Genomic DNA, 13,244 nt, shown 5'->3' with positions numbered 1-13,244 from the left:
GTCAGCCGACGGTCAGGTCGATGGGTTCGACGCCGCGTGGCTCGAAGCCGAGGGTCTGACCGTAGAAGGCGAGTTCGGCCTCCAGGCAGCGGATGACGGTGTCGGCGCGGCGGAATCCGTGCGACTCGCCTTCGAACGTCAGGTACGCGTACGGCACCTTCTTAGCCGCCAGCGCCAGCGCGAACTGTTCCGACTGGTCCGGTGGGACCACCGGGTCGTTGAGGCCTTGGAGGAGCAGGACGGGGCAGGCCGTCTTGTCGGCGCTGCTCAGCGGTGACCGTTCCTCGTAGGCGCGTTCGAAGCCGGGGAGGGGGCCGATGAGACCGAACAGGTACTGCGACTCGAAGTCGTGGGTGGCCTCGATGAAGCTCTGTAGGTCGCTGACGCCGTAGTAGGACGTGGCGGCCTTGAACACGTCGGTCTGGGTGACGCAGGCGAGTGTGGTCCAGCCGCCCGCGGAGCCGCCGCGGATGGCGAGGCGGGCGGGGTCGGCGATGCCGCCGTCCACGAGGGCGCGGGCGGCGGCGACGGCGTCCTCGACGTCCACGATGCCCCATTGGCGGCGGAGCCGTTCGCGGTAGGCGCGGCCGTATCCGGTGGAGCCGCCGTAGTTGACGTCGATGACGCCGATGCCGCGGCTGGTGAAGTACGCCCGTTCCAGGTCGAGGAGCGTGGAGGCGCGGCCGGTGGGACCGCCGTGCACGAACACCACGTACGGCGGCAGTTCGTCGTCCGGTCCGGCGGCCTCCGGGTTGGCGGGCGGGTAGACGTAGGCGTGGACGGGACGTCCGAACGGCCCGTCGAGCCGTTCGGCGCGGGGCCTGGACAGGTACGCGGCGTCGGGAAGGTCGGCCAGTTCCCGGCGCAGCCCCTCGACACGGCCCGTCGCGGTGTCGACCCGGACGACGGACGTCGGCAGGCCGGGTCCGCCCGCGACGCCGACGATCGTGGTGCCGTCCGTGGAGAGCTGCGTCTGCCAGTGCTCGTACGGGACCTCCAGGTCGACGAGTTCCAGCGTCTCGGGGTCGTACACGCCGAGGCGCAGGTTCCCCTCGCCGTGCAGGACGGCGAGCCGGCCGTCGCCGAGCAGCCCGTAGGGCATGCCGCCGAGCTGCCACAGCGGGCCCGCGAACTCCTCCTCCGCCGGGTACAGCGCCTGCGGCGACTCGCCGTGCAGGCCGACCTGGTAGACGTTCCACCAGCCGGGCCAGTCGGAGATGACGTACAGGGACTGGTCGTCACGCCACAGCGGCGCCAGCGCCGACTCGGTGAGCCCGCCCTTGACGGTGCGGGGCGCGACGGTCGTGCCGGCCTCGATCGCGGCGACGCGCAGTTCGGTGCCGTCCCACGGCATGCGCGGGTGGTTCCACTGCACCCACGCCAGGTGCCCGCCGCTCGGGGACGGCGCGGGGGAGGCGTAGAAGTCGGCGCCGGTGACGAGTTCGCGGATCGCCCCCGCGTCGTCGGCGGCGCTGCCGTCGAGGGGGATGGCGACGATCGCGCGCCGGATGCCCACCACGGGCGGGGGACCCGCCGCTTCCGCCCGGTCCGCCGTGTCCGCCTCGTTCTCCCCGGCCGGGTCGCCGTCCGTGGCCGGTCCGCTCTGGGGAGCGTCCGCGGGCTCGGGTGGCGCGGCTATGTGGCCTTCGCAGACGCACCAGATCTCCGTGCCGTCAGGAGACAGGACGAAGTCGGCGTACCGCAGCCCCGCCGGAACGGCCGGTTCGGGGGTCAGCGGGTACGGTTTCGCGTCGCCCTCGTCGAGCCGGTGGAGCCGCTGGTCCTCGTAGTTCGCGAACACGATCGACGTGCCGCGCTCGCCGCTGACCGGCAGGTACGACCGCCCGCCGTACTCGTGGACGCGGGTGCGCGCGTCCCAGGGAGCCGGGAGCAGCTCGGTGCGATGCCCGCCCTTGAGGTGGATGACCGTCGTCCGCCCGCCCTCCTCGGGTCGGGTCTCCTGCCACCACACGTCGTTGCCCGCGACGGTGGGGAAGCTGAGGCGCAGCCGGGCGCGGGCGACATCGGCCGCGGAGATGGGTGAGGGCCATGAGCCGTAGGGGAGGGTCGCACGAGCGGTCATACCAGGAATCGTCCCGCATACGGGGACGTGTTGGGGCCATGACCGACGGTTTGAATTCGGAAAGATACAAGTGAACGACCAGCGGACCCAGGGGTGACACCCGTGTTCACGGCTTCCTCGTCCCGAACGTCCATCGGTGCCCGTATACCTCGAAGACGCCGCGTCGAAACGGAACGCCGCCCGCGGACGGCGTCGGGGCGCCGCCGACCTTCGGCGACGCCCCGACGCGGAGGTGAGGTCCGGTCAGACGGACTGCTGGGTGACCCCCACTCCCGCGACGGGCGGTGGGCCGCCCGCGCCGAGGGTCTTGGCCTGTGTCCTGCGACTGCGGCGGCTGCGCCTCTCCAGCCAGGTCGCGAACCGGCTCAGCGACATGTTGAGCGCGATGTAGATGATCGCGACGATGATGCCCGCCTGGAGCACGTTGTTGTGGTAGTTGGCGGGGACCGTCCGGAAGCCCGCGGACAGGAGTTCGCCGTAGGCGATGATGAACCCGAGCGCGGTGTCCTTCAGCAGGACGACGATCTGGCTCACGATCGCGGGCATCATCGCGGTGACGGCCTGCGGCAGGAGCACGAGCCGCATCACGCCGTTCTTGCGCAGGCCGATGGAGTAGGCGGCCTCCGACTGTCCCTTCGGGATCGACAGGACCCCGGCGCGCACCACCTCGGCGAGCACCGAGCCGTTGTACATGGTCAGGCCGAACACCACCGCGGCGAACGCGGGCACGGTGACGACCCCGGCGTTGATCTCGACCCCGAAGATGGAGAAGAAGTAGTCCACCGATATCCGCTGGGCCTGCCCGAACGGCGACTCGGCGATCTGCGGGCTGACCTTGTTCGGCACGAAGAAGGCCAGGAAGATCAGGATCAGCAGCGGGATGCCGCGGAAGAACTCGACGACGACCCCGGCGGGCACGCGGATCCACCAGTGGTCCGACAGGCGGGCCAGGCCGAACACGGCGCCGAACAGCAGCGCCAGCACCGTCGCCACCGCGGCGGCCTTCAGCGTGTTCACCAGGCCGGGCAGGAGCAGGCCCCGCCAGACCTCCCACTTGGTGAAGGGCGTCCAGAGCTTCTCCTCGAACTGCCCCTTGGCGTCCAGACGCCAGACCAGCGCGGTGAGGACGGCGGCGAACACCACCGACACCACGACGGTGAGCAGCATGTTCCGCGCCCGCGCCCGCGGCCCGGGGACGTCGAAGAGTACGGTCGCTTCCTTGCTCATCGCGCCACCGCCATCCGCTTGGCGAGCCAGCCGAAGAAGTATCCGGTCGGCAGGGTGAGGATCAGGAAGCCGATGGCCACCCCGAGGAACAGAGGGATGACGCCGTCGGCGAACGTGGGCTTGTCCACGATCGTCTTGGTGACCAGCGCCACCTCGGCGTAGCTCGCCGCGGCCGCCACCGTCGTGTTCTTGATCATCGCGATGAAGACGCTGCCCAGCGGCGCGATGATCGCCCGGAACGCCTGGGGCAGGATGATGATCCGCAGCGACTGGGTGAAGGTCAGCCCGATCGAGCGCGCCGCCTCCGCCTGACCCAGCGGGACGGTGTTGACCCCGGCCCGGAGCGTCTCGCAGACGAAGGCCCCCGTGTACGCCGAGAGGCCGAGGACCGCCCACCAGTAGTACGAGGTGGACGTCGTGTCCGAGAACTTCAGCGCGAGGATGTCGTTGAGGCCGAGGCTGCACATCAGCAGCACCAGGGTGAGCGGCGTGTTCCGGAGGACGTTGACGTAGCCCGTCCCGAAGGCGCGCAGCACGGGGACGGGAGAGACCCGGAAGCTCGCCAGGAGCGTGCCGATGATCAGGGAGAGCACGGCGGCGGCGGCCGCCAGGCGCAGGGTCGCCGCGAACCCGTTGAGGATCTCGTCGAAGTTGTCGAAGAACGGGTCGAAGTCAAACATTGCTCGGCTGTTTCATGGCGTTCCAGCAGTGAAGTGTCATCCGGCCTGTCCGCTGAGGCACGGTGCGGCCCTCGGGCCGACCGAGGATGAGGAGGTCGTGGTTGTCAGGCCAGGCCGGCGCGTCCCCCGGGAGCTCCCGCGAGGACGCGCCGACGTGACGGACGCCGCGGGTCACGCGCCGGCGCGACGGGCGCCGTACGTGACGGGCGTCATGACGCGCGTCACCCGACCCGTGGTCAGGCGCACCCCTCCATCGGCGGCGCGGTCTTGACGAGTTGCAGCCCCGTGCCGGCGAAGTGCTTGTCGAGCAGCTTCGCCGCGGTGCCGTCGGAGTACATCTGGGTGATGGCCTTGTTGACGGCCTCGCAGGTCTCGGTGTCGCCCTTCTTGATGCCGACGCCGTACTTCTCGTCGGTGAAGGGGTCGTTGATGACCTTGAAGGAGCCCTTCTGCTGGTTGGCGAACCCGGCCAGGATCAGGTCGTCGGTGCTGACCGCGTCCAGGGCGCCCGCCTTCAGCTTGCTCACGCACTCGGAGTAGCTGCCGGCGTCCACCAGGGTGACGCCCTTGATGTTGAGCTTGCCGTCCGGCGGCGGCTCGGTGATCCGGCGGAACGAGTTGGACCCCGCCGCCTTGCACAGCTTCCGGCCCTTGAGGTCCTTCGCCGTCTTGATGTCGTCGTTGTCGGCGACGACCATCGTGTCCTGGTGCGCCACGTAGTAGGGACCGCCGAAGGTCACCTGCGCCTTGCGCGCCTCCGTGATGGAGTACGTGGCGAAGATCAGGTCGACCTGGCCGCCGCCGATGAACGCCTCGCGGTTGGCGGACGTCGTCTCCTTGAACGTGATGCCGCTCTCGGGGACGCCGAGCTGCTTCGCGACGTACTTGGCGACGTCGACGTCGAAGCCGTCGTAGGTGCCGTCGGGCTTCTTCAGGCCGAGGGCCGGCTGGTCGTACTTGATGCCGACCGTGAGCTTCTTGTCTTCTTTGGCCTTCTGCACGACCGTCTTGGCCTCGGTCTTCTCCTTGTCACTGCCGCACGCGGTGAGGGCCAGTGACAGCGCCATACCCGCCCCGATCAGGGCGCCGAAACGACGTACTCGCATTTCTCGTCCTACCTCTGCTCTCTGCCGGGGTCCCGCGGCTCGGTGAATCATCTCGTCCCTTGATCCAGGTCCGTGGGAGCACGCCGCACGGTCGATGACTCAGTGGGTGAGGATCTTGGAAAGGAAGTCCTTGGCGCGCTCGGTGCGCGCATTGGTGAAGAACTCGTCGGGCGTGTTCTCCTCCACGATCTGGCCGTCGGCCATGAACACGACCTTCTGCGCCGCCCGCCGCGCGAACCCCATCTCGTGCGTGACGACGATCATCGTCATGCCCTCGCGGGCCAGGCCGGTCATGACGTCGAGGACCTCGTTGACCATTTCCGGGTCGAGCGCCGAGGTCGGCTCGTCGAAGAGCATCACCTTGGGCCGCATCGCGAGGGAACGCGCGATCGCGGCGCGCTGCTGCTGACCGCCCGACAGCTGGGCGGGGTACTTGTGCGCCTGGTCGGCGATGCCGACCCGCTCCAGCAGCTCCATCGCGTGCTTCTCGGACTCCTGCTTGCCCTGCCTGCGGACCTTGACCGGCCCGAGCGTGACGTTCTCCAGGATCGACTTGTGGGCGAAGAGATTGAACGCCTGGAACACCATGCCCACGTCGGCGCGGAGCCTCGCCAGCTCCTTGCCTTCTTTGGGCAGTTCCTTCCCGTCCACGCGGATTGTTCCGCTGTCGATTGGTTCCAGCCGATTTATCGAACGGCACAGGGTCGACTTGCCACCGCCGGACGGGCCGATGACGACGACGACCTCGCCGGGATCAACGGTGAGGTTGATGTCCTTGAGGACGTGCAGCTCCCCGAAATGCTTGTTGACGTTCTCGACCACGACGAGTGGCCGGTCACCGGAGGCGGCCGGCGCGATGGTGTCCTCCGGCCCGTCCTTGGAGAGGTCGGGCCCGCCTTCGCTGTCGGTCATGCGGTCGGACTTTACGTCATCGCCGGCGAAGCGAAAGTCGCCGCGCGGTACCGATACGATCACGAAAACCCATGTCGGACGGGGTCCGCCGTGGCGCACTGTGATCAACGGTGCTGGGGACGTGTGAGGGTTAACCCGTTCCGTGATGTCGGGTCAGGCCCGTACCCTTGATAACCGTCATGAATGCGCCTATCGAGACGGCTCCCCGTACGTACGAGATCCGTACCTACGGGTGCCAGATGAACGTCCACGACTCCGAGCGGCTGTCCGGGCTCCTGGAGTCGGCCGGATATGTGCGCGCCGGGGACGCCGAACCCGACGTGGTCGTGTTCAACACCTGCGCGGTGCGGGAGAACGCGGACAACCGGCTGTACGGCAACCTGGGGCATCTCAGGCCCGTCAAGGACGGCCATCCCGGTATGCAGATCGCCGTCGGCGGCTGCCTCGCGCAGAAGGACCGCGACACCATCGTCAGGCGCGCCCCCTGGGTGGACGTGGTGTTCGGCACCCACAACATCGGGTCGCTGCCCGCGCTGCTGGAGCGCGCCCGCGTCCAGGACGAGGCGCAGGTCGAGATCGAAGAGTCGCTGGTGACGTTCCCGTCGACGCTGCCGACGCGCCGGGAGTCCCCGTACGCGGCATGGGTGTCGATCTCCGTCGGCTGCAACAACACGTGCACGTTCTGCATCGTCCCGTCGCTGCGCGGCAAGGAGAGGGACCGCAGGCCCGGTGAGATCCTCGCCGAGGTGGAGGCCCTCGTCGCCGACGGCGTCCTGGAGATCACGCTGCTCGGCCAGAACGTCAACGCCTACGGCTCCGGGTTCGGGGCCCTGGCGGACGCGCCGGACGAGGTCCGTGCCATGACCTCCCGTGGCCAGTCGGCCTTCGCGGGGCTGCTGCGGGCGTGCGGCGGCGTGAAGGGGCTGGAGCGGGTCCGGTTCACCTCGCCGCACCCGAAGGACTTCACCGACGACGTCATCGCCGCCATGGCCGAGACGCCGAACGTGACGCCGTCGCTGCACATGCCGCTCCAGTCCGGGTCGGACGCGGTGCTGCGGGCGATGCGCCGGTCGTACCGGCAGGAGCGCTACCTCGGCATCATCGAGAAGGTCCGGGCGGCGATCCCCGACGCGGCGATCACCACCGACATCATCGTGGGCTTCCCCGGCGAGACCGAGGCCGACTTCGAGGAGACCCTGCACGTGGTGCGGGAGGCGCGGTTCGCGTCGGCGTTCACGTTCCAGTACTCCAAGCGACCCGGCACGCCCGCCGCGACCATGGACGGGCAGCTGCCGAAGGAGATCGTCCAGGAACGGTACGAGCGGCTCGTCGCCCTCCAGGAGGAGATCTCCTGGGCGGAGAACAAGAAGCAGCTCGGCCGCACCCTGGAGGTCCTGGTCTCCGAGGGCGAGGGCCGCAAGGACGAGGCGACGCGCCGCCTGTCGGGGCGGGCGCGCGACAACCGGCTGGTCCACTTCGGCGCGCCCGACGAGCCGGTGCGCCCCGGCGACATGGTCACCGTCGAGGTCACCTACGCCGCGCCGCATCACCTGGTCGCCGACAAGCCCGTCCTGGACGTCCGCCGGACGCGTGCCGGTGACGCGTGGGAGGCCCGCCAGGGCGGCGCGGGCGGCGAGAAGGGCGTTTCGCTCGGAATGCCGACCATCGGACGGCCCACCGTGGCCGACGCGCCCGTGTCGGGCTGCGCGGTCCACCGCTGACCTCCGGCATCATCGGGGGAGTTCCGCGCGTGTTCCCTCGTGGTGCCCTCATGCGCGGACCCGGTCCCAGGAGGCAGTGTGCTCGTATCGGCTGCGGTGTGCCCGCATCCGCCCGTCCTCGTACCCGAGATGGCGGGAGAGGCCGCACCGGAGCTGGACGCGTTGCGCGCCGCGTGCGACGAGGCCGTGCGACGCGTCCGGGGCGGGGACGCGCTCGTCGTGGTCGGCGGCGGCCCTGAGACGCGCTCCTACGGCCCGGACGCCTACGCCACGCTGCGGCCCTACGGCCTTGCCTGGACGAGCCCCGACGAGCCCCACGTCGACGCTGAGGCGCTACCGCTCTCCCTCACCATCGGACGCTGGCTGCTTCAGCGGCAGGGCGCGGGGCTCGCCTCCTCCGGGGTGCGGTACCAGGCGGTCGCGTTCGACGCCTCACCGGAGGAGTGCCTGAACCTCGGACGGGAACTCGCGGCGTCGGCCGACCGGGTCGCGCTGCTGGTGATGGGCGACGGGTCGGCGTGCCGGTCGGAGCAGGCGCCCGGATACTTCGACGAGCGGGCGCGACCCCATGACGAGGCGGTGGCGCGGGCGCTCGGGGCCGCAGATGCCGACGCCCTGGCCGCGCTGGACCCTCAGACCTCCTGGGAAGTCCGCGCGGCCGGTCGCGCGGCGTGGCAGGTACTGGCCGGCGCGGCCCGCGCCAGGCGGGCCCGCTTCATGGCGGAGCTGCTCGCCGATGAAGCACCGTACGGAGTGGGCTATGTGGTGGCGGCCTGGTCGGTCACGGGTCAGGGCTGTTGACCGCCACCCGGCTCGTCGCCCGGTGCCGTGCCACCGCCCATGCCACCGCCCATGCCACCGGCTTGGCCGCCCATGCCGCCGGGCTGGCCGCCGCCCTCGCGGTCGATGTAGTCGCCCGCCTTGTCCTGCGCCTTGTCGACCTTGTCGGAGTACTTGCCGCCGGTGCGTTCGTCGAGCTTGTCGCCGGCCTTCTCGACGCCGTGCCTGGCCTTGTCGGGGTGTTGCCCGAGCATCTGCTTGACCTTGTCGACGATGGACATACGACCATCCCCCCGGATCCCTCGTCTGTCGTTCGGCGGCGACGCGCGAAATACGCGCGACACCCGTACAACCCGGCTATACCCGTTCTGTTGCCACAATTAAGCCTGTGACCTCACCAGATGTGATCGCGGTCGTCGGCGCGACGGCCGCGGGAAAGTCCGATCTCGCCGTGGAACTGGCCCTCAGGCTGGGCGGGGAGGCGGTCAACGCCGACTCCATGCAGTTGTACCGCGGCATGGACATCGGCACCGCCAAGCTGTCCCGCGCCGAGATGCGCGGCGTCCGGCACCATCTGCTCGACGTCTGGGACGTGACCGTGACCGCGAACGTGGCCGAGTACCAGCGGCTCGGCGCCGACGCCATCGCGGACATCCGGGGGCGGGGACGGCTGCCGATCCTCGTCGGCGGGTCGGGCCTGTACGTGCGGGCCGCGCTCGACGAACTCGAGTTCCCGGGGACGGATCCGGCCGTCCGGGCGCGCCTCGACGGGGAACTGGCGGAGGTCGGGCCAGGCGCGCTGCACGAACGCCTGCGCGGGGTCGATCCGGCCGCAGCGGCGGCGATCCTGCCGAGCAACGGCCGCCGGATCGTCCGGGCGCTGGAGGTCATCGAGATCACCGGCCGTCCGTTCACGGCGTCGCTCCCCGAGTACCGGTACCGCTACGGGGCCGTCACACAGATCGGGCTGAGCGTCCCGAGGGACGAGCTCGACGAGCGCATCGCCGCGCGGGTGCGACGGATGTGGGACGCGGGGCTGGTCGACGAGGTCCGAGAGCTGGAGAAACACGGCCTGCGGGACGGGCTGACCGCCGGCCGGGCCCTCGGTTACGCGCAGGTGCTGAGGTTCCTGTCGGGGGAGTGCACGCAGGAGGAGGCCCGAGACGACACCGTCCGGACGACGCGGCGGTTCGCCCGCAGGCAGGAGTCCTGGTTCCGCCGCGACCCGCGCGTCCAGTGGCTGCCCTCCGACACCTCTGACCTGGTAGAACGCGCCCTGGCTCTGGCCGGTCGAGGAGCCGGGCCGGGGAACTAGGATCGAGGGATGCGGTTCGTCAAGGGACATGGCACCGAGAACGACTTCGTGATCCTTCCCGATCCGGACGGGGCTCTGGATCTCACGCCTGACGCCGTGGCGCGGCTGTGCGACCGGCGCGCCGGGATCGGCGCCGACGGAGTCCTGCGGGCCGTCCGGACGAAGGTCGCGGGCCCGGACGCGGAGCCGTACTCCGACGCCGAGTGGTTCATGGACTACCGCAACGCCGACGGGAGCGTCGCCGAGATGTGCGGCAACGGCCTGCGCGTCTTCGCCCGCTACCTGGTCGAGGCGGGGCTCGCCGCGCCCGGCGAGTGGGACGTGGCGACCCGGGCGGGGCTGCGGCGGGTGACGCTCGGCCCGTCCGGGGACGTGAGCGTGGGAATGGGGCAGGTCGAGCTGCTCGGGCCCAGCGAGGCGTCCCTGGCGGGGACGGTGTTCCCGGGAGAGCGCGTCTCCGTGGGGAATCCGCATCTCGCGTGCCGGATGGACGGCCCGGTCGCGGCGCTGGACCTGTCGCGCGCCCCGGGCTTCGATCCCGCCGCCTTCCCTGACGGGGTGAACGTCGAGTTCTTCCGCTTCGTGGGGGAGCGGCACGTGGAGATGCGGGTGTTCGAGCGGGGTTCCGGTGAGACGCGTTCGTGCGGTACCGGGACGGTCGCGGTCGCCGCCGCCGCGCGGGCAGGGCTCTCCGGGGCGGGCCTCGACGTGTCCGAGTGGACGGTGGACGTTCCCGGCGGGCGGGTGAGGGTCGCGCTCGACGGGACGTCCGGCCGGTTGACGGGGCCCGCGGTCCTCGTCGCCGACGGCGAGACGCGCCCCGGCTGGCTCTGACGGATTCCCGGTCCGACCAGGGCGAGATCCGCGTCCGGGGAGGTCCCGGATCGATCGGGACAGGTGTCCCTCATCAACGGGACCTTTCGCCGAATAACTTCTTTCTTGCACACCCTCTGGTGAATGGCCCGTACGGATCGGGATGGGAGCCCCGGTGCCGTACGGAGCCCGAGGGCCGGTGGCGACCTTCTTGGCGGGGGGCGGTCACCGGCCCTCCCACCGGGTGACGCCGGGCGACGCGGGGGCTCCGGCGGCGAGCGGGGGTCCGGTGATGACTCAGCGGTCGTTGTGGTCGTCGTATGACGCGTCAAGGATGAAAGCCGTTGACGGGCAGCCTGGCGCGAACGAGGGTCCCGCCCTGCGGGCCGGGCCCGACGGTGCACGACCCACCCAGTTCGGCCGCGCGTTCCCGCATCGAGGACATGCCGATGCCGGAACGCACCCGGGAAGGCAGCCCCACACCGTTGTCGTCGACCGTGACGTGCAGGTCGCCGTTCAGATGCAGCCGCACGACCGCGGAGTCGGCGTTGGCGTGCCGGTGGACGTTGGTGAGCGCCTCCTGCACGATCCGGTACGCGGCGACCTCGGCGGCCGCGGGAAGGCCCTTCAGGTCGCCGTCCACCTGAACGTTGACCTTCGGGCCGTCGCCGGTCGCGACGACGCCGCCGAGGGCCTGGATCGCGCCCTCCAGCCCCAGATCGTCCAGCGCGGGCGGGCGCAGTCCGTAGACGAGCTCCCTGATGTCGCCGATGGTGCGGCCCATCGTCGCCCGCAGGTTCTCCAGGAGGGCGTCGACGGCCTCGGGGTCGCTCTTCAGCGTGATGCGCGCCGCGTCGACCGTCATGGCGAGGCTCGCCAGCGTCGGGCCGAGACCGTCGTGCAGGTCGCGCCGCAGACGCCGCCGCTCCTCCTCCCGGGTCCGCAGGATGTGCTCCCGGGACCGCTGCACGTCGGCGGCCAACCGCGCCGCGTTCGCCAGTTCGGCGAGGTTGCGGGCCAGGATGCCCGACAGCCGGGCGTCGGGCGTGCGGGTGACGCCGAACAGCAGCCGGCCCACGGGCTCCCCGTGCCACACCAGCGGGATGAGCTGCGGCCGCCGGCCGAGGACGCCGTCCTCCGCGGAGATCGTCCGGCCGTCGCGGTCCAGCACCTCGATGGTGACGCCGGTGGCGTGCAGGGCCGAGCGCGCGACCTCGGCGGCGACGGCGAGCGCGGCGCCCGGGTCGGCGGCGGTCTGCAACCGCCGGTTGAGCCGGTCGGCGATCCGGTACGGGTCGCGCTCGCCGTGGATGAGCCCGTCCACGGCCCGCTGGAGGCGCCGCCGGGCGGGTTCGAAGAACGCGCCCGCGACGATCGCGCCCGCGAGCCCGGCGAGGGCGCCCTGGCCGTGCGCGAGCAGGCTCGCGGCGCCGACCAGCGCGAAGTAGACGCCGGTGATGACGGCGACGAGGCCCGCGTAGACGAGCGTCCTGCTGACGACGAGGTCGATGTCGTAGAGCCGGTACCGGGTGATCGCGAAGGCGATGCAGATCGGGACGGCGACGATGGTGAGGTTGCGCAACGGATCTCCGATCGGGCCGTTCTCTCCGATGTAGATGATCCCCTCGGCGACCAGGCCGGGATAGACCACCCAGCCGATCTGCCGCCGGACGTCCGGCGGCGACTGGACGAACCGGACCGCCAGGGAGAACAGGGCCGCGGCCAGGGTGGAGAGGATGACCACGGTGATCGGCAGCGGGATCGTCTCGAACGGATAGATCGACACGCCGTTGTGCCAGCGCCGCACGCCCGGGTCGATCGTCAGATGGACGCAGACGATGACCGGGACGAGGCAGGCGAGCAGGAGCACCGGGCGGAACCAGCGGGACACGAGCCGTCCGTTCGGGAAGATCAGCGGAAGGATGAGCGTCAGGGTGTAGGTGTCAATGGCCCAGAGCCAGGTGGCGAGCCACTCGACGAACCCGGCCCCGGGCCATCCGCGCAGCTCGAACCATGGGGACAGGTTGAGGGCGAGGACGTACACCGAGGCGTTGAAGCCGGCGCCGAGCATCAGCCAGCCGACCGTCAGCCCGCGCCGGTGCCGCAGCAGCATCGCGCCGACCGGCGTCCAGGCGAGCGCGACGAGAATCTCCGGATGCCACCAGACCATCCGCAGGTCAGCGGGTAGCCCGGTGCCGAGGACGAGGGAAGCGGCGACGAGGAGCACGGCGCCGAGCGCGAGCGGGAACGCGACGGGGCCCGCCCCGCGGTCGTGTTCTGCCGTCTCCACCATGCGCTCCTCGAACCGAAGGTAATGGAATGTTAAAGCTTGCGGCTTCCTGTCCAGCAGTCTCGGCGCCGTCCTTCTCAGGACACCGCTCATCGGTTCGGTCCGGACCACGTCGTCACGGACGTATGGGTATGTGCCGTGATGTTAACCGTGGAATCGGACGGTGAGAACGGAATCCCCCTGGTCACGGTCGTCCGGCCAGACCGCGGAGCGCCGCGTGCGGCACCGTCCGCCGGGCGGTTGACCGGGTACGGCGCGGGTGATGGTCCCGCCGTAGTGCGTTGAAAGATCAAGGATCTTCTGTCCAACTGTGCGGT

At 70.6% G+C, this 13,244-nt stretch carries 11 protein-coding genes; 4 read left to right on the top strand and 7 right to left on the bottom strand.

All coding sequences use genetic code 11. The features are described 5' to 3' along the window. Nucleotide 1: 1 nt before the first annotated feature. The 5 genes from D0T12_RS11495 to D0T12_RS11475 form a co-directional block, all read right to left on the bottom strand. Nucleotides 2–2,083 carry a S9 family peptidase gene (locus D0T12_RS11495; RefSeq protein ID WP_117399489.1) on the bottom strand — a complete coding sequence of 694 codons (2,082 nt, stop codon included), beginning with the start codon at nucleotides 2,081–2,083 and terminating at the stop codon, nucleotides 2–4. 243 nt (nucleotides 2,084–2,326) lie between these two features. After that, complete coding sequence (locus D0T12_RS11490; protein ID WP_117399488.1) at nucleotides 2,327–3,310, bottom strand: amino acid ABC transporter permease; 984 nt, start codon at nucleotides 3,308–3,310, stop codon at nucleotides 2,327–2,329. After that, nucleotides 3,307–3,990, bottom strand: coding sequence for an amino acid ABC transporter permease (locus tag D0T12_RS11485; RefSeq protein WP_117399487.1), 684 nt, complete (start codon nucleotides 3,988–3,990; stop codon nucleotides 3,307–3,309). The genes D0T12_RS11490 and D0T12_RS11485 overlap by 4 nt, the downstream gene beginning before the upstream one ends. 236 nt (nucleotides 3,991–4,226) lie before the next feature. Next, complete coding sequence (locus D0T12_RS11480; protein WP_117399486.1) at nucleotides 4,227–5,096, bottom strand: glutamate ABC transporter substrate-binding protein; 870 nt, start codon at nucleotides 5,094–5,096, stop codon at nucleotides 4,227–4,229. Nucleotides 5,097–5,195: 99 nt separating this feature from the next. Continuing rightward, complete coding sequence (locus D0T12_RS11475) at nucleotides 5,196–6,008, bottom strand: amino acid ABC transporter ATP-binding protein (protein ID WP_117399485.1); 813 nt, start codon at nucleotides 6,006–6,008, stop codon at nucleotides 5,196–5,198. 179 nt (nucleotides 6,009–6,187) lie between these two features. Here D0T12_RS11475 and miaB point away from each other — a divergent pair, with 179 nt between their 5' ends. Further along, entirely contained in the window at nucleotides 6,188–7,729 is a 1,542-nt protein-coding gene (gene miaB / locus D0T12_RS11470) for a tRNA (N6-isopentenyl adenosine(37)-C2)-methylthiotransferase MiaB (protein ID WP_117399484.1), read from the top strand. A gap of 78 nt (nucleotides 7,730–7,807) precedes the next feature. Then, a complete protein-coding gene (locus D0T12_RS11465; protein WP_117399483.1) occupies nucleotides 7,808–8,530 on the top strand; it encodes a class III extradiol ring-cleavage dioxygenase family protein in 723 nt (240 codons plus the stop codon). Here the strand turns inward: D0T12_RS11465 and D0T12_RS11460 are convergent. Beyond that, on the bottom strand, nucleotides 8,518–8,790 hold the full coding sequence (locus D0T12_RS11460) for an antitoxin (RefSeq protein ID WP_117399482.1): 273 nt from the start codon (nucleotides 8,788–8,790) through the stop codon (nucleotides 8,518–8,520). The genes D0T12_RS11465 and D0T12_RS11460 overlap by 13 nt on opposite strands. 122 nt (nucleotides 8,791–8,912) lie before the next feature. Between D0T12_RS11460 and miaA the strand changes: the two genes are divergently transcribed. Further along, a complete protein-coding gene (miaA, locus tag D0T12_RS11455) occupies nucleotides 8,913–9,824 on the top strand; it encodes a tRNA (adenosine(37)-N6)-dimethylallyltransferase MiaA (protein WP_117399481.1) in 912 nt (303 codons plus the stop codon). A gap of 9 nt (nucleotides 9,825–9,833) precedes the next feature. Next, nucleotides 9,834–10,658 (top strand): diaminopimelate epimerase, encoded by an 825-nt coding sequence (gene dapF / locus D0T12_RS11450; protein ID WP_117399480.1) that lies wholly within the window; start codon nucleotides 9,834–9,836, stop codon nucleotides 10,656–10,658. A gap of 307 nt (nucleotides 10,659–10,965) precedes the next feature. Here the strand turns inward: dapF and D0T12_RS11445 are convergent, their stop codons facing one another. Further along, entirely contained in the window at nucleotides 10,966–12,930 is a 1,965-nt protein-coding gene (locus D0T12_RS11445) for a sensor histidine kinase (protein ID WP_117399479.1), read from the bottom strand. Nucleotides 12,931–13,244: the final 314 nt, after the last annotated feature.

Origin of the sequence: Actinomadura spongiicola (assembly GCF_003432485.1) — a bacterium.
Taxonomy (GTDB): Bacteria; Actinomycetota; Actinomycetes; order Streptosporangiales; family Streptosporangiaceae; genus Spirillospora; species Spirillospora spongiicola.
This window is presented reverse-complemented; position numbering and strand designations above follow the sequence as displayed.

Bases quoted from the DNA above. Each gene is read 5' to 3' on its own strand.
- D0T12_RS11495 (WP_117399489.1), bottom strand. From the start codon at position 2,083: ATGACCGCTCGTGCGACCCTCCCCTACGGCTCATGGCCCTCACCCATC.
- D0T12_RS11490 (WP_117399488.1), bottom strand. From the start codon at position 3,310: ATGAGCAAGGAAGCGACCGTACTCTTCGACGTCCCCGGGCCGCGGGCG.
- D0T12_RS11485 (WP_117399487.1), bottom strand. From the start codon at position 3,990: ATGTTTGACTTCGACCCGTTCTTCGACAACTTCGACGAGATCCTCAAC.
- D0T12_RS11480 (WP_117399486.1), bottom strand. From the start codon at position 5,096: ATGCGAGTACGTCGTTTCGGCGCCCTGATCGGGGCGGGTATGGCGCTG.
- D0T12_RS11475 (WP_117399485.1), bottom strand. From the start codon at position 6,008: ATGACCGACAGCGAAGGCGGGCCCGACCTCTCCAAGGACGGGCCGGAG.
- miaB (WP_117399484.1), top strand. From the start codon at position 6,188: ATGAATGCGCCTATCGAGACGGCTCCCCGTACGTACGAGATCCGTACC.
- D0T12_RS11460 (WP_117399482.1), bottom strand. From the start codon at position 8,790: ATGTCCATCGTCGACAAGGTCAAGCAGATGCTCGGGCAACACCCCGAC.
- dapF (WP_117399480.1), top strand. From the start codon at position 9,834: ATGCGGTTCGTCAAGGGACATGGCACCGAGAACGACTTCGTGATCCTT.
- D0T12_RS11445 (WP_117399479.1), bottom strand. From the start codon at position 12,930: ATGGTGGAGACGGCAGAACACGACCGCGGGGCGGGCCCCGTCGCGTTC.